The following is a 22000-nucleotide window of genomic DNA, read 5'->3' on the forward strand; positions in this document are numbered from 1 at the left end:
CGCGCCCTCGCACCAGCTGTTTGATGCGCACCAGCTTTGCCCGCACGGCCCTGCGTTTCTGTCGCAGGGCCGACACGTCAAACGTCGGTATCAGAGCATGTCAGTCGGGTCAGATACGAATGATACGCTGAGCGATTTTGGGCAGGATGCCCTGGAATTGCAGCGGCGCGTCCGTCACGGCAAGACAGATGCAGTCCTCGTGGATATCTGCCACGGGGGTGTGGTGCGTGTCACTGTCCGCGACTTCGACATCGCCCCGGGCAAAGTAGTCATCTTCGTCCTGGAAAGCGCCCTGCAACACCATCGTCATCTCGGTGCCATGGTGACCATGATCCGGCATTGCCGCACCTGCAGGAATGTAGAGAAGGCGCGCAGAGGCGTCCTTGGACGTGGGCAGGATCGCCTGTTTCACGCCCATGCCGACACTGCGCCATTTTATGCTGTTCACGTCGCCACCGACATAGTCTTGCAGCGGACCCGGCAGGATCGACCCCTTGGCACGCGGCATGGTGATCGCGTCCGGTGAGCCGCCCGCAATCAACGACATCGTCGCGGCAAGGCTGCCCGCGTCCATCGTTACCGCATTGCTGGCCTGCTGATCCAGCATTTCGCCACCCACCGCATCAAAGCCCGCCATGCGGGCGCGGCACTCATCACAGAGTGAAATGTGACTGGCCACCATGAGGTTGAACGCCTCCGGCAGGTTGCCCGCAGCATATGCCATCAGCATGGCGTCGGTGAGGTGGTGCTTTATTTCTTTTGTCATTGCCATCTTCACTTCATCGCGTGGCGCAATCGGTCCAGCGCCAACCTAATTCTCGATTTGATCGTGCCCAGGGGCAGACCCGTTTGCGCGGCGATTTCGCTGTGGGACAAGTCCCCGAAATACGCCTGTTCTATCAGTTCCCGTTGGGCGGCGGGCAATGCTGCGATTGCCTCACCCAATTGTTCGCTTTCCTGTTGCAGGGCCATCACATCGGCCTGATCAGGTTCTTGTTCCGGGCCCCATCCCAGATCTTCCGGTTCGGGGCGGCGCTGCTTGCGCAGCACGTCAATCTTTCTGTTCCGCGCGATCGTAAAGATCCACGTGGCCACGGAGGCCCGCGCGGGATCGAACATGTGCGCCTTGTGCCAGCAGGTGGCCATAACCTCCTGCGCGACTTCCTCGGCCAGCGACGCATCCGCCCCTGATTTCATCAGAAAGCCCTTCACCCGCGGGGCGAAATGCTCGAACAGTTCGGCAAAGGCCGACTGGTCCTGATCGTCGCGGATGCGGGCCATGTGCGAGACCCACAACATCCGTGCGCTGTTCATGTCGTCCATGCCTGCGGGTTCTCCTGCGCGGCTGTCGGCACGCGCCACTGGCGCCTGCGTCTTTGCCTCGCTGATTTCTATTCCCGCCAACATGATCCGTCTACGCCGACCAATGGCGAATGGATCAAAAATAAATGTCTGGCAAATGCGCATCCACCTGCCGCATTCCTCCGTACATAGTGCAACTTATCGCATAACAGGACGCCCCAGGATCATGACTGTTCAGACCCCGCTTCACCCACGCCGCCGCATCGCTGTCGTCGGGGGCGGCATATCCGGCATGGGGGCGGCACACTTGTTGTCGCGCGCGCACAATGTCACGCTGTTCGAGGCGGAGCCGCGTCTTGGCGGGCATGCACGGACGATCATGGCGGGCAAGACCGGCGATCAGCCTGTGGATACCGGTTTCCTCGTCTTCAACTATGCAAACTACCCGCGCATGGCAGAGCTGTTTGCCGAATTGGACGTGCCGGTCACGAAATCCAACATGAGCTTTGGCGCGTCGATCGATGGCGGGCGGCTGGAATACGGGCTGGCCAGCCTTGATGCGCTCTTTGCGCAGCGTCGCAATGCGCTCAACCCCAAATTCCTGCGCATGGTGCGGGACATTCTGCATTTCAACAAAAACGCGCTGCGTGTCGCGACCGAAGACCGGACGCGCACCACCGTTCAGTTTCTTGAGGCGATGGGCACGGGCGATTGGTTCCGCGACTATTACCTTCTGCCGCTCAGCGGCGCGATCTGGTCGACGCCGACCCAGAAAATCATGGATTTTCCGGCGCACGCGATGATCCAGTTCTTTGAGAACCACGCGCTGCTGAACCACACAGGTCAGCACCAATGGTACACGGTTGATGGCGGATCGGTGGAGTATGTACGGCGGCTCGAGGCGGCGATGCGGTCACAGGGCGCGGATTTGCGCTTAGGCGCGGCGGTACAGTTGGTGCGCCGGACCCCGACCGGTGTCGAGGTCAAGGCGTGGGGGGGAGATTGGGAGGCCTTTGACGAGGTCGTGTTTGGCACCCATTCGGACGACACGCTGCACATGCTGGCGGACCCGAGTGACGCCGAACAGAGTGCGCTTGGCGCAATCAAGTATCAGCCAAACGAAGTCATCCTGCACCGGGACGAGGCGATCATGCCGACCCGCAGGCAGGTGTGGTCCAGCTGGGTCTATACCGAGGACAAGGCGGCGCAATCGGATCGCATCGACCTGACCTATTGGCTCAATTCGTTGCAACCGATCCCGATGGACGACCCGCATTTCGTGACGCTCAACACCAAACGCACGATCCGCGAGGAGATGATCTATGACCAGACGGTGCTGCGCCACCCTGTCTATGATCTGGCGGCACTGGCCGCACAGGATACAGTTCGGGCGATGAATGGAACGCGGGGCACCTGGTTCTGCGGTGCGTGGATGCGGCACGGGTTCCACGAAGACGGATACTCCAGTGCGGTAGACGTGGCCGATGCGATGCTGGCCCGTGACGCAGCGGTCAAGGTGGCCGCCGAATGACCGCAACGGTCGATCATATCGCTGGCCAGACCTATCACGGGCGCAAGGGCGCGATCGGCAATGCGTTCCGCTACTCGGTCGATTATGTCCTGCTGGATGCAGAGGCGGAAGTGCGCACACCGCGCCTGTTTCGGCGCAACGCGCGCGGCCTGACGGCACTGGACGACGTCGATCACGGTGGTGCGCCCAAGGCGGGGCGCGGTGCGGCATGGGTGCGCGAGGTGCTGGAGCAGTACCAGATCACCGGGATCGACCAGATCGAACTGCTCGCGCAGCCTAAGGTGCTGGGGTACGTGTTCAACCCGGTCAGCTTCTGGCTCTGCCGGCGCGCTGACAAGGCGTTGGTTGCCGTGATCGCCGAAGTGACCAATACGTTTGGCGATCGGCACAGCTACCTCGTTCATCACGGCGATTTGCGCCCCATCAGCTCGGAAGACAGGTTGCAGGCGCAAAAGATCATGCACGTGTCGCCGTTTCAGCCCGTTGAGGGCGGATATACATTTCGCTTCGACATCACCGATGACCGCATCGGCATCTGGATCGACTATACCCGTGGCGAGGGCGGATTGATCGCGACGCTGACCGGGCGCCGCTGCCCGATGAGCAATACGTCAATCCTGCGCGCCGTCCTGCGCCGCCCGTTCGGCGCACGCAGGGTCATGGGGTTGATCCACTGGCAAGCGCTTAAACTGTGGTTCAAACGCGCCACCTATCGGCCCCGGCCCGACGCCCCGGCCAAGGAGGTGTCGCGGTGAACAACGCGTCGCCCTCGCGCCTTCCGGCCTATGCGGTTTTCGCAGCGCTTCTGAGTGCAGCAGGCCTGCCGATCTATATCCACGCGCCAAAGTTCTATGTCGATGAATACGGCGTCTCACTGGCGGCGTTGGGGGCGGTCCTGTTCGGGCTGCGGCTGCTGGACGTGGTGCAGGATCCCCTGTTTGGCCGGTTGAGCGAGGCGTTGCGCGACCGGCGGGGGGTGGCGGTTCTGATCGGATGTTCGGTCATGGCGTTGTCGATGCTGGGCCTGTTTGCGGTGCCGCCATTGCTGCCACCGCTGATCTGGTTCGCGCTGATGCTGACGGGCGTGTTTTCGGCGTTCAGCTTTCTCACCATCAACTTTTACGCCCAAGGCGTGGTCAAGGCGGACCGGTTGCCCGGTGACGGGCATCTGGCGCTGGCGCGCTGGCGCGAAACGGGCGCGCTGCTGGGCGTGTGCGTGGCGGCGATTGCACCGGTGATGCTGGGCGGGCTGATGGGCGCACCGTTTGCCGGTTTTGCCGTAGGCTTTGCGGTTCTGGCCCTCGTCGCTGTGGTGATGATGCGTGCCGAATGGGGCAGCGCGGGTCTGGCACCCTCGGCCGGACTGCGCGTTGTTTTGGGCGATGTGCTGGCGCGCAGGCTTTTGTTGATCGCGTTCGTGAACGCGGCCCCCGTGGCGGTCAGTTCCACCCTGTTCCTGTTCTTTGTGGAAAGCCGTCTCGACGCGCCGGGGTTCGAAGGGCCGCTGCTGCTGTTGTTCTTTCTGTCCGCGGCCTGCGCGGCGCCGGTCTGGGGCCGCTTGGCCGAACGGTTTGGCGTCAAACCTGTGCTCTTGTCGGCCATGGTCCTGGCCATCTTCAGCTTTGGCGGGGCGATGCTGCTGGGGCCCGGAGACTGGGTCGCCTTTGCGGTCATCTGTGCCTTGTCGGGGGCGACACTTGGGGCGGATCTGACGCTGCTCCCGGCTGTTTTTGCCTCACGCATGGCGCGGATCAGCCCCTCGGCCGCTGAGGGGTTCGGCCTGTGGTCGTTTGTGTCGAAATTCACGCTTGCCTTTGCCGCCGTCACGCTTCTGCCCGCGCTGGAGCAGGCAGGGTTCGACAGCGCCGCCCCGGTCAATCCGCCCGAAGCGCTGACGCTTCTCACCCTTCTTTATGCCGCCGTACCTTGCGGCCTCAAAATTGTGGCGATCGCCTTGCTGGCGACCACCAATCTCAAGGAGACCTGATATGGATGCTCTTTTCTTTGCCCTTCTTGGCGCGTTTACGATGGCGGCGCTGTTCTGGTCGCGGTCGCGCTATGCGGATTTCCTGGCGCAGCGACCGGAGGATTATTCCGAGGGCGCGGAACAGTTCGACCTGCGCAGACATCTGAACGGTCCGGTGATCTGCGAAGGCGTGATCTATGGACCCACGGGACGTGTGTCGTCGCGGTTCGTCGGTGAATTCGACTGTCAGTGGGACGGCAACGTGGGCACGATGAACGAGGTTTTCACCTATGATGACGGATCGGTGCAGGAACGGTCCTGGCATCTGACGTTGGGCAATGACGGTGGGATCAAGGCGCTGGCAAACGATGTGGTGGGCACAGGCACCGGACAGCAGTCCGGAAGCTCGGTCCAGTTGAAGTACCGCTACCGCCTGCCCGAGAGCGCGGGAGGCCATGTTCTGGACACGGTCGACTGGATGTATTTGGCGCCCAATGGAACCATTGTGAACCGTTCGCAGTTTCGAAAGTTCGGGATCAAGGTGGCGGAACTGGTCGCCACCATGCGTCCCGCAAACGCGGAACAGGACATGAAAGAGGCGGCATGAGTACGATTGATTTGACGGGTAAACGGTATTGGCTGGTTGGGGCGGGCGACGGTCTTGGCCGCGCGCTGGCCCATCACATGAGCCGCGCGGGGATCGAGGTTGTCGTCTCCTCGCGCTCCGAGGACAAACTGGCCGAACTGGTCGAAGACCTGCCGGGCAAGGCCAGCTATCAGACCATCGACATAGCCGATGATGACAGCGTGCGCGACGCCGCTGCGGCAGTGGGTGAGATCGACGGTATCGTGCTTTTGGCCGGTGTGTACTGGCCCTTTTCCGCCCGCGAGTGGAATGCGGAACAGGCTGTGGCGATGGCAGACGTGAATTTCACCGGCTTCATGCGCGTGCTGGGACAGGTTGTGCCTGCATTCGTGGAACGCGACGCGGGGCATATCGTGATCACCTCGTCGCTCAGCGCGTTCCGGGGCCTGCCCGGCTCCATCGGGTACACGGCGTCCAAGGCGGCGACCATGTCACTGGCCGAATGCATGCATGCCGACCTGCGCAACACGGGCGTGCGGGTGCAGGTCGCCAACCCCGGGTTCATCAAGACGCAGCTGACGGACAAGAACAACTTTGAGATGCCCTATCTCATGGAGCCGGACACGGCGGCGCGCGAGATGTTCGAATTGATGCTCACCGACAGTTTCAAAAAGAGCTTCCCGACGGTCTTTTCACTGTTGTTCCGTGGCGGTCAGTTCCTGCCGGATTGGCTGTACTACCGGCTGTTCGCACGCTGAGCGATACGGCCGCGTATTTGATTGGGATCAAGGACAGGCCGCGCCGCACCACGCATCCTCCGTCGCAGGAGGACTTGTTATGGACACCGATTTGAACCGGGACCTTTTGGCGCAGATTGTGCTGATGGGGCGGGAACTGAATCGAGCTGCGCGGTGCGTTCGAGCCCGTGGAATGGGCTGACGCAGTACAGACCGCGACGGCAGAGGCGACGACGCCATGCGCGGACTACATCTTCGGCCCGCCCCATTTCACCGACCATATCGAAGCGGGGATGGAGGCGCTTGGCACGGTGCTGTCGCCAGATGAGGCCGGTTTGATCCACTTTGCCTAGAGCGCGGCAATCGCCTTGTCGAAAAACGTCTTGGCCCGGACCCACACGCCCGCATCCTGCTGCGGCAGGGAGGCGAGTGTGGGCAGGAGTTGCGCGGCATAGTCATCGGAGCTTTCCACCGGCAGCATGGAGGGCAGGTTGTCGATGGCCGTGACGTCCAGTGGCGGGGTGTCATGCACGCGCAGCGCCGGTGCAGCCCATGTGGTCGTCCGGTCATAGACCTTGATCGGGCTGAAGTCGCTGTCAGGATCGCAGGCGATGTCGCCGATCACACTGAGCCGGCGCGGCACGTGGCGCGCAGAGGCGGGCACAAACACGGGCGTGCCGGGCTGCGCAAGAATGCAATTGAAGAAGATGTTGTGCGCCATCACTTCGGGGAATGGGCCGCCATGTGCCGTCTCTGCCATATCCCAACTGGTGGTGGGCACGCCCATCGCCGTGCAAAGGTCCGCAGCCCCCGTGCCCACGCGTCCCAGGGCACCGATAATCAGCGCCGTGGGCCGGTGCGCGCCGTTGGCCACCAGATCGGATTGCAGGTCCGCCAGCATGTGATTGGCGCTTGGGTAGGCGTCCACAGGGCCTGCCAGCTGACCACGCTGTTGCGCTGCCCAGCATTTCAGCGCCACGGCGGCACCGGCATAGCCTGCCCAGTAGCCAAAGGCCGCCACCCGCCGCCCGTCATCGTCCAGCAGGTATTCCAGATCATAGAGCGTTCCGCCCCCGGCCTGAAACCGGCGCAGCAGGGTCTTGCCTGCGGGCTGACCTTTGTACGCATGGCCAAACATGATGTGGCGGTGGGGCAGGGGCGTGCCGTCATCCGGCAGCTCCTTGAGCCCGAAGATGATCGCGTCCTGCGGCGCTTGCGGCCATGTGCCCTGATCCGCGATGGTGGCTCCTGCGGCGCGGTATGGGTCGATCGGGATGCAGCGGGTGGGGCTGTCTTCGACGGTGACGCGCACGCCCGCGTCGGTCAGCGTGGACACGCCTTCGGGCGTCAGACCGACGCGGGTTTCATTGTCGCGCTGTTCGGCCCGGACCCACAGATGTGTCATCGCAACAGCCCCTTGGCGCGCATCACCTCAATGCTGTGGCGCGTTTCCATCGTTTCCATGAAGGCGCGGATCCGGGGGAAGGGGGCAAGGTCCACACCGTCCCCCGGCAACCACGTGCACACGAGATAGAGGTAGCAATCGGCAATCGAGAAATGCGCGCCCAGAACGTAGGGCCCAGCGATGCAGGCCTCTTCGACAAAGGCGGCGCTGTCGCGCATGGTCTGTGGCACCTTGGCCGTCATGTCATCCCAGCTCGCCGCCGCGTCCGCCCAGCGGTGGCCGCGCATCTTGTGGGCGTGGTTCACGTGCATGGTTGAGGCGAGGTAATACATCACGCCGCGCGCCTGTGCGGCGTGTACCGGGTCGGCGGGCATCAGGCGCGGGTCATGTGCGGCGATGAAGTCGAGGATTGCCCCGGTTTCGGTCAGAACCGTGCCATCCTCCAGAACCAGCGCGGGCACGCGTCCTTTGGGATTGATGGCAAGGTATTCCGCGCCTTGTTGTGCGCCGTTTGCGAAATCGACCATCTGGAGGGTGTAATCCACGCCCGCTTCTTCGAGGGCGATGGCGGCGGCGACGGAGATGGTGCCGGGGGCGGCGAAAAGCTGCATGGGAACCTCAGACATGTGTTTGGGCGTGGTGGCGGTCCGGTGCATCGAGATGCGGGATCGCGTTGAAGAGGACAGGTGACCAGGTGCCGCCGATGGGATGCAACCGGTGCATGGACGTGTTGAAAATGGCAAGACCCACGCGCGCCATCGCGGCGATATCCAGATCCAGATGCTGGCGCATGGTGTTGGCGATCAGCCCGCCGGAGGTGACGACGAGCGCGGGCCCGGTGCCAGCCCCGATCTCGGCGATGGCATCACGGATGCGCGCCTCGAATTCCGAGAACCGCTCGGGTGCGCCTTCAAGCTTGTCGTCCCGCCAGTGGGTGAGCACGACCGGAAAGTGATGCACGAACTGGCTGGGATCTGCGGGGGCGCTGATGCCGTGTTCGTCCTCGAGCGCCTGTGCCATGGTGAAATATTCCAGCTCGTTCAGGCGGGCATCCTCGACCGGGGTCAGGCCGGTGTTCATGGCTTGGGCCGTCTGGCGATGACGTTTGAGGGTGCCGGTGTAGAGCCGGGTGTGATGCTGGTGCGTGGCGCGCATGTGGTCGCCAAGCCAGGCCGATTGCTGGCGTCCCAGGGCGCTGAGTTGATCATAGCTGGCCTCGTCAGTGGCATGGGTGTTTGCCTGACCGTGACGAATGAGGGTGATGTGGGACATGCGGCGCCTGTGGTTGCTGTGTGCGCCTTTCTATGCGCCGTTCGGGCGCGTGGAAAGTGCGGGAGCCTCCGGCGGGAGTTTATTTGGCGAGATGAAGCAGGGGAGTGGATGGGCGCGATGTGGTGCGTTTCGGAAACCGGCGCGCCGCGAAAACGGGATTGGGTGTCGGGAATGGGAGTCTGTTTGCCCGGTTGGGCACGCTAGAACAGGCCGAGATCAGGGAGACGGGCGCGATGACCGACATGGTGACTTTTACGCTGGACGGTGAAGAGGTGCAGGCCGAGGCGGGCATGACCATCTGGGAGGTGGCCAATGGCCGGGGCCTCGTGATCCCGCATCTGTGCCACAAGCCCGCGCCCGGCTATCGCCCGGACGGCAACTGCCGCGCTTGCATGGTTGAAATTGAGGGCGAGCGGACACTGGCCGCGTCGTGTATTCGGGAACCCTCCGAAGGGATGGTCGTCACGACGGCTTCGACCCGTGCGCAAGGGGCGCGCAAGATGGTCGTGGAGATGCTGCTGGCCGATCAGCCGGAGCGCGAGATTGCCCATGACAAGTCCGCGCATCTTTGGGACATGGCGGAGGCCAATGGCGTATCGGAGAGCCGTCTGCCCAAGCTGGAAAAGGAGCGCATTCCGCTTTTGGATGACAGCCACGTGGCGATGTCGGTGAACCTCGATGCCTGCATTCAGTGTGGTTTGTGTGTGCGGGCGTGCCGTGAGGTGCAGGTCAACGATGTGATCGGCATGGCGGGGCGGGGGCACGACGCCTATCCCACGTTCGACATGGCGGACCCGATGGGCGACAGCACCTGTGTGGCCTGTGGCGAATGCGTGCAGGCCTGCCCGACGGGGGCTTTGATGCCGTCCACAGTTGTGGATGACCAGCAGGTGGGCGACAGCAAGGATTACGACAGCGAGATCGAGAGCATCTGCCCCTTTTGTGGTGTGGGTTGCCAGGTGTCGCTCAAGGTCAAGGACAACAAGGTCAAGTTTGTCGAGGGTATCAATGGTCCTGCAAATGAAGGGCGGCTCTGCGTCAAGGGGCGGTTCGGCTTTGACTATATCCATCACGATCACCGCCTGACCAAACCGCTGATCCGGCGGGACGATGCACCGGCCAAGGGGCTCAACGTCGATCCGGGCAACTGGGGCGAGGTTTTTCGCGAGGCCACGTGGGACGAAGCGCTGGATTTTGCGGCGAAAGGCCTGAAAGGGCGCGGGCGCGAGGTGGCCGGGTTTGGATCCGCCAAGTGCACCAATGAAGAAGCTTACCTGTTCCAGAAGTTCATCCGGCAGGGGTTCGGCCACAACAACGTCGACCACTGCACGCGGCTGTGCCATGCGTCATCGGTGGCGGCGTTGATGGAAAACGTAGGCTCGGGCGCGGTGACCGCGACGTTCAATGAGATCGAGAATGCCGACGTAGCCATCGCCATCGGGTGCAACCCGATCGAAAACCACCCCGTCGCGGCCACCTATTTCAAGCAGTTCACCAAGCGCGGCGGCAAGCTCATTGTGATGGACCCGCGCGGGCAGGCGCTCAAGCGGTTCTCGTCGCATATGTTGCAGTTCCGGCCCGGCGCGGACGTATCGATGCTGAACGCGATCATGCATGTGATCGTCGAAGAGGGGCTGTACGATCAGCAATATATCGAGGCCTATACCGAGAATTGGGAGGCTGAGAAGGAACACCTCAAGGCCTTCGCGCCCGAGAAGATGGCCGAGATCTGCGGGATTGAGGCGGATGTGCTGCGCGATGTGGCGCGGACCTTTGCCGGGGCAAAGGCGGGCATGATCTTTTGGGGCATGGGTGTGTCGCAGCATATCCATGGCACGGACAATTCGCGCTGCCTGATCTCGCTGGCGCTGATGTGTGGGCATGTGGGGCGCCCCGGTGCGGGGCTTCATCCGCTGCGCGGGCAGAACAATGTGCAGGGGGCGTCCGATGCCGGCCTGATCCCGATGTTCCTGCCGGATTATCAGACGGTCACGGATGACGGTGTGCGCTCGGCGTTCACGGATGTTTGGGGGTCCGAGGATTTTTCAAACGAAAAGGGCCTCACCGTGACGGAGATCATGGATGCGGTCCATGATGGCGACATCAAGGCGATGTATGTGCTGGGCGAAAACCCGGCCATGTCGGATCCGGATGTGGAGCACGCGCGGGATGCGCTGGCCAAGCTCGATCATTTGGTAGTGCAGGATATCTTTCTGACGGAGACGGCGAATTATGCGGATGTGATCCTGCCCGCGTCGGCCTTTGCCGAGAAATCGGGGACCGTGACGAACACCAACCGGCAGGTGCAGATGGGCCGTCCGGCGGTTTCGCCCCCGGGCGAGGCGCGCGAGGATTGGTGGATCGAGGTGGAGCTGGCCAAGCGCTGCGGCCTGCCATGGTCCTATGACAGCCCCGCGGATGTGTTTGCCGAGATGAAGCAGAACATGGCGTCGCTCAACAATATCACATGGGAGCGGCTGGAGGGGCAGAATGCCGTGACCTACCCGTCGCTGTCGCCCGAAGATCCAGGCCAGCCCATTGTGTTTGGCGACGGTTTCCCGCGGCCAGAGGGGCGCGCGCGCTTTACCCCTGCGGCGGTGATTGCGCCGGATGATGTGCCCGATGCCGAATACCCGATGATCCTGACCACTGGGCGGCAGCTCGAACACTGGCACACCGGGTCGATGACGCGGCGGTCACGCGTGCTGGACGCGGTGGAGCCGGAGGCGAACTGTTCGCTGCACCCGTCGACGCTGCGCAAGCTGGGTGTGGTGGCGGGCGGCATGGTGCGCCTGACGACCAAACGCGGGTCGATCGAGATCATGGCGCGCGAAGATCGTGCGGTGGCACCGGATATGGTGTTCCTGCCCTTTGCCTATGTCGAGGCGGCGGCCAATATCCTGACCAATCCGGCAATCGATCCCTATGGCAAAATTCCGGAATTCAAGTTCTCTGCCGTGCGGGTCGAGGCGGCAAGTGCAATGGCCGCGGAGTAGCGGTCAGTCCAGCCAGACCACATCGCCGACAAAAATATAGCCCGCACCGTAGACGGTGCGGATATGTTTGGGCGTCTTGGGATCATCCCCCAGTTTCGCCCGCAGCCGGGAAATGCGAACATCGAGCGCGCGCGGGGAACAGGAGCTGAGCCCCGGCGCGGCAAAGATTTCCTCACGCGTGATCAACCGGTTTGCGGCCAGCAGAAAGGCGCGCAACAGCGCCGCTTCGGCTTGGGTCAACGGGACCGGGTCGCCGTCCGCCACCATGTCCAGCCGGTCAAATCGCACGGTCCATGCGCCAAATTGAGCGGTGCGCCCGGCTTTGGGCGTGCTTTGCGACAAGGTGGTGTCCATCGACAGGACATAAACGCCGGTCACGACGCCGGCCGCATTGGTGTCCGGGGTAAAGGCGGCGCGAATGTGGCGACCGTCCTGTGCCACATCGAATTCCACGACCTTTGGCTGACCGGCCAATGCGGAATGCAGGGCGGGCGATATTTCGTCATAGATTTGCGGACCAAGGACCGACAGCGCCGTATGACCGACGATATCGTCCGCACCGTTGAACGGTTGCAGGGGCAGACGCTGGTTCGAATAGGTATAGCGTTCCTGCAGGTCGAGACGCGCGATGTGGGCAGGCGTGGTTTCGGCGGCAAGGCGGACGCGCGCCTCTGCGGCCTCCAGATGCTGTTGGGTTTCGTGCAGGCGGTTGATCGTCGCCTCGAGCGCGCGGTTGGCGCGGGCCAATTCCTCGGACCGGTCAAGAAGCCGCCCCGACAGGTCATCGGACCGCGATCGCAGCATGTCCTCCTGCCGCTTGATCTCGGTGATGTCGGTGTAAACCGTGACCCAGCCGCCTTGCCGCAGCGGCCCACCCTCGACAGAAATCCAATTCCCGTTGGCCCGTTTGCGCTCTACGTAATGCTGCTCAAAGGTCAGCGCCTGCTGCACGCGCGCCTCGATGAATGCCTCCGGGTTGGTGACGTGGCCATATTCACCGGTCTGCACGAGGTATCGGATCGTGTCGGAAAAGAGCGCACCCGGTTCGCACAGATGGGTGGGCAGGCCGAACATGGCGCGAAACCGCTGGTTCGCCACGATCAACCGTAAATCATCGCTGTAGATCGACAGGGCCTGTTGGATCATGTTCAGACCAGAGCGCAACAGCACGGACGTGTCGCGTGACCGGTGGAGGCTGTCGGGGGACTGCATTTGGGTCATTGGCATGCCCTGTAACATTTGGATGCATTTGAGAATGTATTCAGAAAGATTTGACAGGTCCAGACGTTCCCGCGACGATTCAATTGCGGGATTCGCGTAACCCGCCAAAATAAGCCGCACACCGGCAATCAGGGAGGATATTGCGTGACTGCCGTACAGGCCAATCAGACAGGGCTGGAGTCCATCCCGGCATTGCTTGCCCGCAACGCGTCGCAGTTTGGCGACGCCCCTGCGTATCGTGAGAAAGAGTTCGGGATCTGGCAAAGCTGGACATGGGCACAGACGCTTGAGGAAACCGAAGCGCTGGCGCTTGGGATGCTGGACCTCGGCCTTGCGCCCGGGGACCATGTGGCCATCATCGGGCGCAACCGACCCTATCTCTACTGGGCGATGATCGCTGCAGAGATGTGTGGCGCTGTGCCTGTCCCGCTGTATCAGGACGCGGTGGCCGAAGAGATGGCTTATGTGCTGGATCACTGCGGTGCGCGGTTCGCGATTGTCGGGGATCAGGAACAGGTCGACAAGGTGATCGAGGTGCAGGATCGTCTGCCTGCGTTTGAGCAGATGATTTACCTCGATCCGAGGGGCCTGCGGAAATACGATCATTCGAAGCTGCACCAATATGCACAGGTGCAGGATGAGGGCCGGGCCAAGCGCAGCGCGCTGATGGGTGAATTGAAGGCGCGGATGGATGTGCTGAATTATGACAGCACTTGCGTGATGCTCTACACCTCCGGGACGACGGGCAAGCCCAAGGGCGTTGTGCTGTCCAATCGCAACGTGATCGAGACGTCGAAATCATCGTCCGAATTTGACGGGTTGCGGCAGAGTGACGAAATCCTTGCCTATCTGCCGATGGCGTGGGTGGGGGATTTCATCTTTTCCGTGGGTCAGGCGCTGTGGTCGGGGTTCTGCACGAATTGTCCGGAAAGTGCCGACACGATGCATGTGGATTTGCGCGAGATCGGGCCGACCTATTACTTTGCCCCGCCGCGGGTGTTCGAGATGCAGCTGACGCAGGTGATGATCCGCATGGAGGATGCTGGGCGGCTGAAACAGTGGTTGTTCAAGACCTTCATGGAGCATGCGCGCAAGGTGGGCCCGGCCATTCTGGACGGGCTGCCGGTAAGCGGGATGGACCGGCTGAAATATGCGCTTGGCGAATTGATGATCTATGGGCCTTTGAAGAACACGCTTGGGTTCAGCAATGTGCGCGTGGGCTATACCGCCGGGGAGGCGATTGGCCCGGAAATCTTTGATTTCTATCGGTCTTTGGGGATCAACCTGAAGCAGCTTTATGGGCAGACCGAAGCGACCGTGTTCATCACCGCGCAACCCGATGGCGAGGTGCGCAGCGACACGGTTGGTGTGGCGTCGCCCGGCGTTGAGCTGAAGATCGCGGAAAACGGCGAGGTGTTCTATCGCTCGCCGGGGGTGTTTGTGGAGTATTACAAGAACCCCGAAAGCACCGCAGGCACCAAGGATGCCGAAGGGTGGGTCGCCACCGGGGATGCGGGGTTCATTGAGAAAGACAGCGGCCATTTGCGGATCATCGACCGGGCCAAGGACGTGGGACAAATGGCGTCCGGCGCGCTTTTCGCGCCGAAATATGTCGAGAACAAGCTGAAGTTCTATCCCAACATTCTGGAGGCTGTGGTCTTTGGCAATGGGCGGGATGAATGCACGGCATTTATCAATATTGACCTGACGGCGGTCGGGAACTGGGCCGAGCGCAACAACATCGCCTATGCGTCCTATCAGGAGCTGGCCGGGCATCCGGACGTTCTGGCCGCGATTTCATCCCATGTCGAAGAGGTGAACCGGTCGGTGGCAGAGGACGAGATGTTGTCGGGCTGTCAGGTGCACCGGTTTGTGGTGCTGCACAAGGAGCTGGATGCCGATGATGGCGAGTTGACCCGTACCCGAAAGGTGCGGCGCCGGATCATTGAAGAGAAATATGCGGACATTATTGCAGCGCTTTATGACGGGTCGTCGGAGGTGTCGACGGTGACGGAAGTCACCTATGAGGACGGGCGCAAAGGGTCGATTTCGGCAACGCTTGATGTCCGGTCGGCGGCCGTGCAGCCGGTGGCGCAGAAAATGGCGGCGGAGTGATGATGCGTGACGCTCGCCCTTCGGGCATCGCCCCACCCACCATCCCTTCTGGCGCTGCTGCTTTTGGCGTGGGATGCGTGGGCCACCGGCCCTTCGGGGAGGATTTTTCCGGAACAGAGACGGGGTGGCCGTCAGTCTGCATCGAAAACATGTTGGACCGCGCAGATCAGCCGGTTGTCGCCGGTGAATGCCCCGATATTCGCGCGCATGACCTTGCGGGTTTGCCGCGCCGTCATGCCCTGTCTGCGGCAGTCGAAGGCAAGTTTCAGAAGATAGCGGCGTTCCAGTGCGTCGAACATTGTGATCTCCTCGATATGGCGTTGGAACACTCTGAACACAGAATGGTTAACATGCCCCCAAGGCGGCGGGCGTTGGAGGGTGCGCATGCTTGATCAGGTGGACGGGTATGTGACCGCGGATGGCCGTCAGATCGGCCCTGTGGTCATGGAAATGCAGAACATCACCTTGCGGTTTGGCGGGGTCGAGGCGATCAAGGACATCTCGTTCGACATTCGCGAAGGCGAAATCCGTGCAATTATCGGGCCCAATGGCGCAGGTAAGTCATCGATGTTGAACGTGATTTCGGGGTTTTATGTCCCGCAGGAGGGGCAGGTTCTTTACAAGGGCAGCCCGAGGCCACCGATGAAACCGTTTGAGGTGGCGCGCCAGGGCATCGCGCGGACGTTCCAGAACATCGCCTTGTTCGAGGGGATGAGTGTTCTGGACAACGTGATGACCGGGCGGCTGACCCAGATGAAGACGGGCATGTTTGCGCAGGCCCTGTGGAAGGGCAAGGCGGAGGCCGAAGAGACGGCCAACCGGGAAGTTGCTGAAAAGATTATTGATTTTCTGGAAATTCAGGCGATCCGGAAGACGCCTGTGTCGCGTCTGCCTTATGGGTTGAAAAAGCGGGTGGAGTTGGCACGCGCCTTGGCAGCGGAGCCGTCGCTGTTGTTGCTGGACGAGCCGATGGCGGGGATGAACGTGGAGGAGAAAGAGGACATGAGCCGCTTTATCCTTGATGTGAATGATGAATTTGGCACCACGATTGCGCTGATCGAGCATGATATGGGCGTTGTTATGGACCTGTCTGACCGCGTTGTGGTCATGGATTACGGCAAGAAGATCGGCGATGGCACGCCTGATGAGGTGCGCAGCAATCAGGACGTGATCGACGCCTATCTCGGGGTGTCGCATGACTGAATTCCGGGTGTCACAGGGCGTACACAGACTGTGCACAACCTGTGCACCGTTTGTATGCCTGTTGGGCGCCGGTGCTGTGCAGGCGGGTGCGGCGTGGGACATGTTTGAGGCGCGGTGCCTTGATCCGTTCGAGCATCAGGCGGAGGCGGTTGTGTCCGGTCTTGCCGCGCAGCCGGTGGACCAGATGCATGACGCGAAACTGGTTTTTACCGGGTCGGACGGGCTGATCCTTGTGCTCGATGCCGCGCCGCGGGAGGGCAACCGGTCCTGTGCGGTGGTCACGCAAGGGGCTGATGCGCTTGATGACGGGTACGTCCGGTGGGCGGGCGCGGTCACGGCGGAGCGGCGCTATGTGGCGGAAGGCGACGTGTTGGCGAGTGCGGAATGGATCGAGCCGCAGGTGCATGTGGCGGTGACGCTGGATGCAAGTGGTGCGACGTACACGGTTCTGGAGACGGACCTTGAGAGTTAGGGTGCTGGCCATATGTGCCGCCCTCTGGGCCGGGCCCGCGCTGGCGGAGGAACCTGCGATTTGCGAAGGCGGTCTGGCGGGATTGTGCGATGTGATCAAGACGCATTGCCTGCCTTACCTCGACGATCCGGCGGGGCTGTCGCCGCGGGATATCATGCCGGTGCCGCGCACCTTCAGGCGGTATTTCGAGAGCACGCTGAATTCCTATGTACTGGGCTATCAGGAGACAGCGGAGCCCAACACGCTGGCGGTGTTCATGTATGATGAACCGGCCTGTGAGGTGATCACGCACGGGTTGGCCTATTCCGAGGTTTTGCCCGCTTATGCCGCGTGGCGTGACGGGGCGGGCGCACGGTTTGTGTCCACGACCGCGTTTGAACCGGTGAGCCGGGTGACCATGGACCGGGCTTATGCGGCGGCGTTTCTGGCGGCCCCGCGCCGGGATGGCCGGGTGACGGAGATCACGTTGAACTGGAACCTGACGTTCGAAGGGCTGACGCGGTTGCGGGTGAGTTACCAGCCGCTGCGCGATCATACGGCGGATTTGATGGGGGTTGCGGTGAAATGAGGTGGTGTATTGCAGCGCTGCTGATGTGGCCATGTGCGGTGATGGCGCAGGATCAGGCGGCGTTTGATGCAGGAGTTGCGGAATGCGCGCGCTATATCGCGGCGCAGCCCGAGGGGGCGTATGCGTTTCAGGCGCCGGTCATGGACACGGATGAAGACGAAAGCGGGATCGATCGCACCATCGTCTATCCGGCGGGATCGGGCGGGAATTTCGATTTTGCGCTGAGCTTTGATTATTCGCGCGGCACGTCCACCACACCGGGCACGTGGGCGTGTTCGGGGTCGGGGCCGAAGGCGCCGCAGTGGCCTGCATTCGTGACCACGGGCTGGATCGCGGCGGATGCGGCGTTGCGGTCGAACGGGCTGCAGGAGTTGAATTTTCCGGGACCGCAAAAGGCATATGCCAATTGCGGGGCAGAGGTGCCGGATATCTATGTGCTGTTCAACGCGGGCGCGGGCGACCGGGTGGTGTTTGCCGCCACGACGGGCCCTGCGGCGGCGGCGTTCTGCACATCCATGGGCGTGAAGGGATAAGCGATGCCTGAACAATTGTTCTTTGCGATGGAAGTGATCCTGAACGGGCTGATGGCCGGGGTGCTCTATGCACTTGTGGCGCTGGGCTTTGTGCTGATTTTCAAGGCGTCGGGGATTTTCAACTTTGCCCAGGGGGTCATGGCGCTGTTTGCGGCGATGACCTTTGTGGGGATCCAGAACGGGCAGGTGCCGTTTTCGCATCTGATCAACGCGATCTTTGGCACGCATGTGCACTATTTCGGCTGGGAGGTGCATTCGATCCTCGCCATCGTGCTGACGGTGGTGGTGATGATTGCGCTCGCCTGGGCGGTGCAGCGGTTCATCTTTCGCCATCTGGTGGGGCAGGAACCCATCATCCTGTTCATGGCGACCATCGGGCTGGCCTATTTCCTCGAAGGGGTGGCGGACCTGATGTGGGGGTCGGAGATCAAGAAGCTGGACGTGTGTCTGGCGGAAGGGACGTGCCTGCCGCAGGGGATGAACCTGGCCTTTGACGAGTTTTCCGCGACGCTGTTCAATCAGCCGTTCGGGATGTTCGTGGACAATCTGGACATTACGGCGACGATCATCGCGATCCTGCTGGTGGCCGCACTGGTGGTGTTTTCGCAATACACCAAGCAGGGGCGCGCAATGCGGGCGGTCGCGGATGACCATCAGGCGGCGCTGAGCGTCGGGGTGTCGCTGAACTATATCTGGATCCTCGTGTGGTCGGTGGCCGGTTTCGTGGCGCTGGTCGCGGGGATCATGTGGGGGGCGAAATCCGGTGTGCAGTTTTCGCTGAGCCTGATTGCGCTGAAGGCTTTGCCGGTGCTGATGCTGGGTGGGTTCACCTCGATCCCCGGGGCGATTGTCGGCGGGTTGATCATCGGGGTGGGCGAGAAGCTGTTTGAGTTTGCTATTGGCCCGATGGTGGGCGGGGCCACGGAGAACTGGTTTGCCTATGTGCTGGCGCTGGTGTTCCTCGTGTTCCGTCCGCAGGGTCTCTTTGGGGAGAAGATCATTGAGCGGGTGTGATTTCGGGTCCCCCGCGTGCGACCCCATTGAGCGATGCTCAATGAGACCCGCCCGCCCGGGACCTTCGCGGGGTCATTCGATCTGGCGGAAGAGCATGACGGTGAAGGCCGCAAGCACGGTGATGGCGAGCGTGGCCGACAGCATCAAATCGCCGGTCAGCAGCAAGGTTGCACCGGCGCAGGCCACCAGGATGACGCCGCACAGCATGAGCATCGGGACCACACCGTGTCGCGGTGTGGGTGACGTTTTGGGATCTGCCGGAGGTCCGGGACGGTCCGGGGCCGCGGGATCCGGGGTGACGTCGGGGATGGAATCCATCAGCTGCGCCTTGGCGGCGGCCAGTTCCACGGCTGTCATATCGCCCCGCGCATATGCGGCGTCGAGACGACGCATGTCGTCCAGAATTGCAGTCATGCAACCCACTCCATTTACCCGCACCCACCGTGTCGGGGAAATGGGGAGAGAATGTGGCAAAGGCCCGAAAGTTGGCAAAGTGGTTAAGGCGGGGTTAAGGGGGCCAGCCCCCTCGCCGCTGCGCGGCGCACCCCCGTGGTATTTTTGGCCAGAAGAAGTGGGCTTGGGAAAAGCAGGTTCCGTGGTGCTGGGAGGAGACAGCTGATGTTTTATCGTGAGGCCGGAGATTTTTCGACGACCTATCCGCAGGACAGCCAGACCTTTCCCATCCGGTTTGACCGGTATCGGTATTATGTGGTGCTGGCGGTGGCCGTGCTGGTCATGCCGTTTGTGATGACGGATTACCTGGTCAATTCGATTTTCCTGCCGTTTCTGATCTATGCGATTGCGGCGATCGGGCTGAACATCCTGACGGGGTATTGCGGGCAGGTGTCGCTGGGCACCGGGGGGTTCATGGCTGTGGGGGCTTATGCCTGTTACAAGCTGATGACGGCGTTTCCGGATGTGAACATCTTCTTCCACGTGATTTTGGCGGGCGGGATCACAGCGGCGGTTGGCACGGCGTTTGGTCTGCCGTCGCTCCGGATCAAGGGGTTCTACTTGGCGGTGGCGACGCTGGCGGCGCAGTTCTTCCTTGTGTGGCTCTTCAACAAGGTGTCGTGGTTTTACAATTATTCCGCTTCGGGGCAGATCAATGCGCCTGAACGGACGGTGTTTGGTGTGCCCGTGACCGGGGCCAACACGGATGCCTGGGCGACCTATTTGTTCTGTCTGGTGTTTACGGTGGGGGCCGCGATTATTGCGCGCAATCTGACGCGGGGGTCCATGGGGCGGCAGTGGATGGCGATCCGGGACATGGACATTGCCGCCGAGATCATTGGGGTGAACCCGCTCAAGGCGAAACTGACGGCCTTTGCGGTCAGTTCGTTCTTTGTCGGTGTGTCGGGCGCGCTCTTCTTTGCGGTGTATCTGGGCGCGGTGGAAGTGGGCGAGGTTTTTGGCATCACCAAGTCGTTTCTTGTGCTGTTCATGATCATTATCGGAGGATTGGGCAGCATATTCGGCTCGTTCGCGGGGGCGGCGTTTCTGGTGGTCCTGCCTGTGGTTCTGAAGATCGTGGGCGTGGATATGCTGGGCTGGCCTACCGATATCGTGGCGCATTTCCAGCTTGTGATCGTGGGCGCGCTGATCATCATATTCCTGCGCTATGAGCCGCACGGGATTGCACAGCTGTGGCGCGTGGCGAAGGAGAAATTGAGATTGTGGCCGTTCCCGCACTAGCGGGGGGCCACCAAGAATGGCGGGGAAAACCCCGTCCAAGTCATGGGCCGAGGGGCTCGCATCGGACAAAACCATAGGGAGGAAACAACCGATGAAGATGAAACTGACCACGATGGCAGTGGCGGCGGTGATGGCCGCAGGGCCGGTGATGGCGGACCTTGTGTTCCCGTCGCTGTCCTATCGGACCGGGCCTTATGCGGCGGGGGGCATCCCCTTTGCCGATGGCTATGCCGACTACATGACGCTTTTGAACGAGCGGGATGGCGGTATTGGTGGCGTGCCCGCGCGCATTCTGGAATGCGAGACGGGCTACAACACCGAAAAGGGTGTGGAATGCTATGAGGCGACCAAGGGCGAAGGCAGCCTCGTGTACCAGCCCCTGTCGACCGGTATCACCTATCAGCTGATCCCCAAGGCGACGGCGGATGACATCCCCGTGCACTCCATGGGCTATGGCCGGACGTCGGCCAAGAACGGCAACGTGTTCAGCCATGTGTTCAACTATCCGGCCAACTACTGGGACGGGGCGTCGGGTGCGGTGAACTACCTGCTTGAGGCCAATGGAAACGACATTTCCGGCAAGAAGATCGCGCTGGTTTATCACAACTCTGCCTATGGCAAGGAGCCGATCCGCACATTGCAGGGTCTGGCCGAAAAGCACGGGTTCGAGCTGATGGAAGTGGCGGTGGATCACCCCGGTCAGGAGCAAAAGTCGCAATGGCTGCAGATCCGTCGGGAACGTCCCGATTTTGTCCTGATGTGGGGTTGGGGCGTGATGAACCAGGTGGCCATCCAGGAAGCGGCCAACATCCGCTATCCGATGGAGAATTTCATCGGCATCTGGTGGTCGGGTTCGGAAAATGACGTGTTGCCCGCGGGCGATGCAGCAACCGGTTACAAGGCGCTGACGTTCCACGGTGTGGGCAGCGAGTTCCCCGTCTTTGACGACATCCAGAAATACGTTGTGGATGCGGGCAAGGCTGCGGGTGCTGGCGATCAGGTGGGCACGGTGCTGTATAACCGTGGTCTCTATGCCGCGATGCTGGCCGCCGAAGCCGCCAAGAAGGCGCAGGAAATCCACGGTGTGGCCGAGATCACGCCTGCGATGATGCGCGACGGCATGGAAGCGCTGGAGATCACGGAGGCCAAGATGGCCGAGCTGGGTCTGCCGAACTTTGGGCCCGAATTCACCGTGAGCTGTGAGAACCATGGCGGCAACGCTTTGGTGGGCGTGACCCAGTGGGACGCGTCGGCGGGCACGTGGTCGCTGATCTCTGACTTCAAGCCGACCGATGGCGATGTCATCGGGCCGCTGATCGAAGAAGACAGCGCGGCCTATGCCAGCGAAAACAACATCCCTGCCAATTGCGGCTGATGTGAGCAA

Annotated in this window: 23 protein-coding genes; 15 read left to right on the forward strand and 8 right to left on the reverse strand. The window is 61.9% G+C overall.

Translation table 11 applies throughout. The features are described 5' to 3' along the window. Window positions 1–109 precede the first annotated feature (109 nt). Both ACERHN_RS12520 and ACERHN_RS12525 read right to left on the reverse strand, forming a co-directional pair. Window positions 110–766, reverse strand: a complete 657-nt coding sequence (locus ACERHN_RS12520) for a ChrR family anti-sigma-E factor (protein ID WP_415919361.1) — start codon at window positions 764–766, stop codon at window positions 110–112. Window positions 767–774: 8 nt separating this feature from the next. Continuing rightward, complete coding sequence (locus tag ACERHN_RS12525; RefSeq protein WP_415922736.1) at window positions 775–1314, reverse strand: sigma-70 family RNA polymerase sigma factor; 540 nt, start codon at window positions 1312–1314, stop codon at window positions 775–777. Window positions 1315–1528: 214 nt separating this feature from the next. On the opposite strand from ACERHN_RS12525, the gene ACERHN_RS12530 reads away from it, so the two are divergent. The 6 genes from ACERHN_RS12530 (at window position 1529) to ACERHN_RS12555 (ending at window position 6475) form a co-directional block, all read left to right on the forward strand. Continuing rightward, on the forward strand, window positions 1529–2833 hold the full coding sequence (locus ACERHN_RS12530) for an NAD(P)/FAD-dependent oxidoreductase (protein ID WP_415919362.1): 1305 nt from the start codon (window positions 1529–1531) through the stop codon (window positions 2831–2833). Further along, window positions 2830–3588 (forward strand): DUF1365 domain-containing protein, encoded by a 759-nt coding sequence (locus ACERHN_RS12535; RefSeq protein WP_415919363.1) that lies wholly within the window; start codon window positions 2830–2832, stop codon window positions 3586–3588. Before ACERHN_RS12530 ends, ACERHN_RS12535 begins: the two co-directional genes overlap by 4 nt. After that, a complete protein-coding gene (locus ACERHN_RS12540) occupies window positions 3585–4820 on the forward strand; it encodes an MFS transporter (RefSeq protein WP_415919364.1) in 1236 nt (411 codons plus the stop codon). The genes ACERHN_RS12535 and ACERHN_RS12540 overlap by 4 nt, the downstream gene beginning before the upstream one ends. 1 nt (window position 4821) lies before the next feature. Beyond that, window positions 4822–5406, forward strand: a complete 585-nt coding sequence (locus ACERHN_RS12545; protein WP_415919365.1) for a DUF3833 family protein — start codon at window positions 4822–4824, stop codon at window positions 5404–5406. Beyond that, on the forward strand, window positions 5403–6143 hold the full coding sequence (locus tag ACERHN_RS12550) for an SDR family NAD(P)-dependent oxidoreductase (protein WP_415919366.1): 741 nt from the start codon (window positions 5403–5405) through the stop codon (window positions 6141–6143). Before ACERHN_RS12545 ends, ACERHN_RS12550 begins: the two co-directional genes overlap by 4 nt. Before the next feature lie 167 nt (window positions 6144–6310). Further along, the gene (locus ACERHN_RS12555; RefSeq protein ID WP_415919367.1) at window positions 6311–6475 is read left to right on the forward strand and encodes a DUF3775 domain-containing protein; all 165 of its coding nucleotides are present in this window, start codon (window positions 6311–6313) and stop codon (window positions 6473–6475) included. On the opposite strand, the gene ACERHN_RS12560 is transcribed toward ACERHN_RS12555, so the two are convergent. The 3 genes from ACERHN_RS12560 to ACERHN_RS12570 are packed head-to-tail and all read right to left on the reverse strand — an operon-like array spanning window position 6472 to window position 8799. Then, window positions 6472–7527 (reverse strand): saccharopine dehydrogenase, encoded by a 1056-nt coding sequence (locus ACERHN_RS12560; protein WP_415919368.1) that lies wholly within the window; start codon window positions 7525–7527, stop codon window positions 6472–6474. The genes ACERHN_RS12555 and ACERHN_RS12560 overlap by 4 nt on opposite strands. Beyond that, a complete protein-coding gene (locus ACERHN_RS12565) occupies window positions 7524–8138 on the reverse strand; it encodes a glutathione S-transferase family protein (RefSeq protein WP_415922737.1) in 615 nt (204 codons plus the stop codon). The genes ACERHN_RS12560 and ACERHN_RS12565 overlap by 4 nt, the downstream gene beginning before the upstream one ends. Before the next feature lie 7 nt (window positions 8139–8145). Beyond that, window positions 8146–8799: a histidine phosphatase family protein gene (locus tag ACERHN_RS12570; protein WP_415919369.1), complete on the reverse strand. Its 654-nt coding sequence runs from the start codon at window positions 8797–8799 to the stop codon at window positions 8146–8148. Between the two features lie 233 nt (window positions 8800–9032). Here ACERHN_RS12570 and fdhF point away from each other — a divergent pair, with 233 nt between their 5' ends. Further along, on the forward strand, window positions 9033–11795 hold the full coding sequence (gene fdhF, locus ACERHN_RS12575; protein WP_415919370.1) for a formate dehydrogenase subunit alpha: 2763 nt from the start codon (window positions 9033–9035) through the stop codon (window positions 11793–11795). Between the two features lie 3 nt (window positions 11796–11798). Here the strand turns inward: fdhF and ACERHN_RS12580 are convergent, their stop codons facing one another. Next, window positions 11799–13016 (reverse strand): PAS-domain containing protein, encoded by a 1218-nt coding sequence (locus tag ACERHN_RS12580; protein WP_415919371.1) that lies wholly within the window; start codon window positions 13014–13016, stop codon window positions 11799–11801. A 144-nt stretch (window positions 13017–13160) separates the two neighbouring features. On the opposite strand from ACERHN_RS12580, the gene ACERHN_RS12585 reads away from it, so the two are divergent. Further along, window positions 13161–15131 carry an AMP-binding protein gene (locus ACERHN_RS12585; protein WP_415919372.1) on the forward strand — a complete coding sequence of 657 codons (1971 nt, stop codon included), beginning with the start codon at window positions 13161–13163 and terminating at the stop codon, window positions 15129–15131. Window positions 15132–15262: 131 nt separating this feature from the next. Here ACERHN_RS12585 and ACERHN_RS12590 read toward each other — a convergent pair whose 3' ends face one another. Beyond that, window positions 15263–15430, reverse strand: a complete 168-nt coding sequence (locus tag ACERHN_RS12590; protein ID WP_415919373.1) for a hypothetical protein — start codon at window positions 15428–15430, stop codon at window positions 15263–15265. An 85-nt stretch (window positions 15431–15515) separates the two neighbouring features. On the opposite strand from ACERHN_RS12590, the gene ACERHN_RS12595 reads away from it, so the two are divergent. Genes ACERHN_RS12595 through ACERHN_RS12615 form a run of 5 tightly spaced genes read left to right on the forward strand, consistent with a single transcriptional unit; the run spans window position 15516 to window position 18921 of the window. Beyond that, a complete protein-coding gene (locus tag ACERHN_RS12595; protein ID WP_415919374.1) occupies window positions 15516–16334 on the forward strand; it encodes an ABC transporter ATP-binding protein in 819 nt (272 codons plus the stop codon). After that, window positions 16327–16806 carry a hypothetical protein gene (locus ACERHN_RS12600; RefSeq protein WP_415919375.1) on the forward strand — a complete coding sequence of 160 codons (480 nt, stop codon included), beginning with the start codon at window positions 16327–16329 and terminating at the stop codon, window positions 16804–16806. Before ACERHN_RS12595 ends, ACERHN_RS12600 begins: the two co-directional genes overlap by 8 nt. After that, window positions 16796–17374, forward strand: a complete 579-nt coding sequence (locus ACERHN_RS12605; RefSeq protein ID WP_415919376.1) for a hypothetical protein — start codon at window positions 16796–16798, stop codon at window positions 17372–17374. The genes ACERHN_RS12600 and ACERHN_RS12605 overlap by 11 nt, the downstream gene beginning before the upstream one ends. Further along, window positions 17371–17907: a hypothetical protein gene (locus tag ACERHN_RS12610; protein WP_415919377.1), complete on the forward strand. Its 537-nt coding sequence runs from the start codon at window positions 17371–17373 to the stop codon at window positions 17905–17907. The genes ACERHN_RS12605 and ACERHN_RS12610 overlap by 4 nt, the downstream gene beginning before the upstream one ends. A 3-nt stretch (window positions 17908–17910) precedes the next feature. Further along, window positions 17911–18921 carry a branched-chain amino acid ABC transporter permease gene (locus ACERHN_RS12615; RefSeq protein ID WP_415919378.1) on the forward strand — a complete coding sequence of 337 codons (1011 nt, stop codon included), beginning with the start codon at window positions 17911–17913 and terminating at the stop codon, window positions 18919–18921. A gap of 72 nt (window positions 18922–18993) precedes the next feature. On the opposite strand, the gene ACERHN_RS12620 is transcribed toward ACERHN_RS12615, so the two are convergent. Further along, window positions 18994–19335: a hypothetical protein gene (locus ACERHN_RS12620; protein ID WP_415919379.1), complete on the reverse strand. Its 342-nt coding sequence runs from the start codon at window positions 19333–19335 to the stop codon at window positions 18994–18996. Between the two features lie 204 nt (window positions 19336–19539). Between ACERHN_RS12620 and ACERHN_RS12625 the strand changes: the two genes are divergently transcribed. Both ACERHN_RS12625 and ACERHN_RS12630 read left to right on the forward strand, forming a co-directional pair. Then, the gene (locus tag ACERHN_RS12625; protein WP_415919380.1) at window positions 19540–20616 is read left to right on the forward strand and encodes a branched-chain amino acid ABC transporter permease; all 1077 of its coding nucleotides are present in this window, start codon (window positions 19540–19542) and stop codon (window positions 20614–20616) included. Window positions 20617–20707: 91 nt separating this feature from the next. Then, complete coding sequence (locus tag ACERHN_RS12630; RefSeq protein ID WP_415919381.1) at window positions 20708–21991, forward strand: ABC transporter substrate-binding protein; 1284 nt, start codon at window positions 20708–20710, stop codon at window positions 21989–21991. Window positions 21992–22000: the final 9 nt, after the last annotated feature.

The organism is Tateyamaria rhodophyticola (assembly GCF_047777875.1).
Classification (GTDB): Bacteria; Pseudomonadota; Alphaproteobacteria; order Rhodobacterales; family Rhodobacteraceae; genus Tateyamaria.